3 protein-coding genes and 1 pseudogene are annotated in these 3,250 nt (G+C 33.8%); all 4 read left to right on the top strand.

The annotated features are described in order from the left end of the window. A pseudogene (locus tag Q5O30_RS04160) lies at nt 1–239 on the top strand (hypothetical protein); the annotation flags it as partial. 16 nt (nt 240–255) lie between these two features. After that, on the top strand, nt 256–1,674 hold the full coding sequence (locus Q5O30_RS04155) for a hypothetical protein (RefSeq protein WP_021952501.1): 1,419 nt from the start codon (nt 256–258) through the stop codon (nt 1,672–1,674). Between the two features lie 172 nt (nt 1,675–1,846). Next, nucleotides 1,847–2,815 carry a TAXI family TRAP transporter solute-binding subunit gene (locus tag Q5O30_RS04150; protein WP_021952500.1) on the top strand — a complete coding sequence of 323 codons (969 nt, stop codon included), beginning with the start codon at nt 1,847–1,849 and terminating at the stop codon, nt 2,813–2,815. Between the two features lie 8 nt (nt 2,816–2,823). Then, nucleotides 2,824–3,250 (top strand): sodium/glutamate symporter (locus tag Q5O30_RS04145; RefSeq protein WP_302674573.1); only part of this gene is annotated, 427 nt, incomplete at its 3' end.

Genomic DNA, 3,250 nt, shown 5'->3' with positions numbered 1-3,250 from the left:
CAGCGGTGATTTTAGGCGGCGCAGGAATGGGTGTAGCAAGTCATATGAAAAATAAAAAATTACGTGAAGCTAAGGAATTAATATATAAAAATGCATTAGCAAAGCAAACAGCAATTTTAAAAGCATTAAAAGATGAGAGTGACGCTGATAAGGAACGAATTGACTATTTAAATGGATTAAATATTCTGTTACAATCAGCTATTAAAGATTTGCAACATGATTTAGGCATTGTGGCATAAATAGGAGAATTTTAGTATGAGTAAATTTAAATATTCGGATGATGAAATGGATGTTAATAAAGTACTAAAGATGAACAAGGATATTTCTTTATCTTTGTTACAAGGTGTAGATAAAGCAAAATCCAGAAACGAATCAGATTTAAATATAGAGAAATCGATGGAATTATTAAAAAAATTAGGAAAGAATAATGAGACATCGAAAGTAGTTGAATGCGTTAATGAGAAAGGTAAGAATAGGGTACTAGATCATAAAGCACAAATAGAAAAATGGGATGATATTGTTAGAGAGGCAAACATATATGAGCCAAATCCCGTGGTTCTTGAGGATATTATGACCGAAAGTGAAATTAACGCTGCTTTTGAAGAAGCAGATGAAATTAATAAAAAAATTTCTCAAAAAACAAGCATTATTAACAAAACTGATTTGTCATTTCTTGCAATTGCCATAGCATTGCAGGTTACAAAATCTTTAATATTTCCTTATGTTGCGGAAAAATTTGATTATGGAAAAGAATTTGATTCTACAAAGAGAAAGCCACATAATGATCCTACAATAGAGAAAGCGCACAGACAAGCTAATGACAAATTTAGGGACAAGCATTTAAAAAAACATGAATCAGGACATTGGATTAATCTTGTATATCAAACTGTGCCATATGATATTACAAAAGGATCTAAAGATTTGGGCATCAATATGGGAGGCAAATATCATAGATTACACACATTAGGGCATGATCCGGTATTAGGTTGGATTTTTGGTACAGCAAATATTTTGACTGATTGTGTTACATTTAACAATTTGCAAACAAATAGGATTGTTAGGGTTGATGCTATAACAGGGAAAAATTGTATGCGAATTGCACCTGAAAGAGTGTTTATGGGAACTATGTTTAAAGAATGTTATGATGAAATAAGAGATGATTATTTAAATCTTCCGGCAGCAATATTTGTTCAATATCAGCATTTAAAATCTGATGAATTTACAAAACTAGGTTTGCCAGTTCCGGTATTGTCAACAATAAATGAAAATTTTGCGAGTAAGTTGTATAGTGAAAATTATGACGCACTGTGTTTTGCGAGAGATGCAAAAATCGTAGGAGCTTCATTTATAGTATCCAAGTTGTTTGATATTATTATCACTTTAGCACATGGTTTGTTTAGAAAAGAAAATGAGGATAAGGATTTATTTGAGGTGAGAACGCGAAAAATACTTTTGATTTCAAATTCTATTGCATCCACAAGTACAATTATTAATACAGCTATAACTCGTAATCCTAAAAATCTTGACATAGGAAGTCTATTGAACACTATTACACACTTGTTTACAGATTTACATTTTATTGCAAAGATAAAGCAGGAATTCATTAATAATGAAATTTCAGATAGATTAAAAAAAGAAATTGACGAAATCGATTTACTATATGAAACAATATAAAAATAAATAATGGAATTTATATGAATGAGATGTTGCTAAAAATTTATAAGGTAATATCTCATTTTTTTATAGAGTAATTTTGGTCCCCACCCACTTTCCACCATTCCCCTTTGTCTTATCCAAATTATATGATAAAATACATAATAACAAGAAAACATAGCGAGGTGTTCTAGTGAGAAACAGACTAATAATTTTATTTATAATGATATTTGCCCTTACAGGGTGCAGTGCTGACAGCAGTAGTATTAGATTGGGTGCGGCAGGAATCGGCGGTGCATACCATGTATTTAGCGATATTTTCGCAGGAGTAGTGAGTGAGGCGGACAACGGCTATGATATGCAGGTAAAAACCACAGCCGGTTCGGCGGCGAATCTCCGACTTTTATCAAAGGGCTATCTGCAAATGGCAATTGCCCAGAATGATATGACAAATGATGCGTACTACGGCGAAGGCAATTTCGCAGGTGGCGATAAATACCGTGGATACAGTGCCATTGCAACATTATATGACGAGGCATGTCAGATTGTTGTAAGGAAGGATTCAAACATCAAATCGGTAAATGACCTTCAGGGAAAGAATATCAGCATAGGAGAAAAGGAATCAGGAACAGAACAAAGTGCAAAACAGATTTTACAGGCTTACGGACTTACAGACAGATTAGTAAAAACAGTTCAGTTAGATTATACCAGTGCAGCAGACAAGTTAAAAGATATGGAAATTGATGCATTTTTCTGTACAGCAGGAACAGCCACTACAGTAATCAGTGAACTGGCGAAGCAGTGTGATATTGAACTATTGTCATTAGATGATGAAAGTATCAAAAAACTTGAGTCAGCTTACAAATCATACAACATATATACTATTCCGGCAGGCACATACAATGGACAAAAGCAGGATGTTAAAACGGTTGCTGTTAAAGCACTTCTTCTGGCAAGTGATAAATTATCAGACAAAACAGTTAAGGATATAACTAAAATTCTTTTTGATAAGAAGGAAGAAATTCAGCTGGCACTGCCGGTGGATATTTCCTTAGATGAAAAAACTGCTGTGGAAGGAATTTCAATTCCATTTCACAAAGGTGCTGCAGAATATTACAAAGAATGCGGCATTGACGTTAAAATAGAGAAAGGAAATAATTAACAGCTGATATGAAGATAGAATTGGATATGTATCAGACAATGGCAGTTGCTGTCCTTGTTCTGATGTTGGGAAAATTTTTAAAAAAGAGAGTTAATTTTTTAGAAAGATTTTGTATTCCGGCACCGGTTATTGGTGGCGTAATATTTGCAGTATTTACATGTATATGCTATGTAACAGGAGTGGCGGAGTTTACCTTTGACGATATTTTAAAGGAAGTATGCATGGTATTTTTCTTTACATCTGTAGGCTTTCAGGCAAATCTAAAGGTTTTGAGAAGTGGCGGAAAAGCAATGATTGTATTTCTTGGATTGGTTATTACCTTAATTGTATTCCAGAATTTTCTGGCAGTAGGACTTTCAAAATTGCTAAACATAAGTCCGTTAGTGGGATTGTGTACAGGCTCAATTCCAATGGTTGGAGGACATGGTACGGCAG

It is taken from the genome of Eubacterium sp. CAG:161 (genome assembly GCF_000432355.1).
Classification (GTDB): domain Bacteria; phylum Bacillota; class Clostridia; order Lachnospirales; family Lachnospiraceae; genus Eubacterium_G; species Eubacterium_G segne.
Note: the sequence above shows the minus strand (reverse complement) of the source record. Positions and strands in the feature narration are given on the sequence as shown.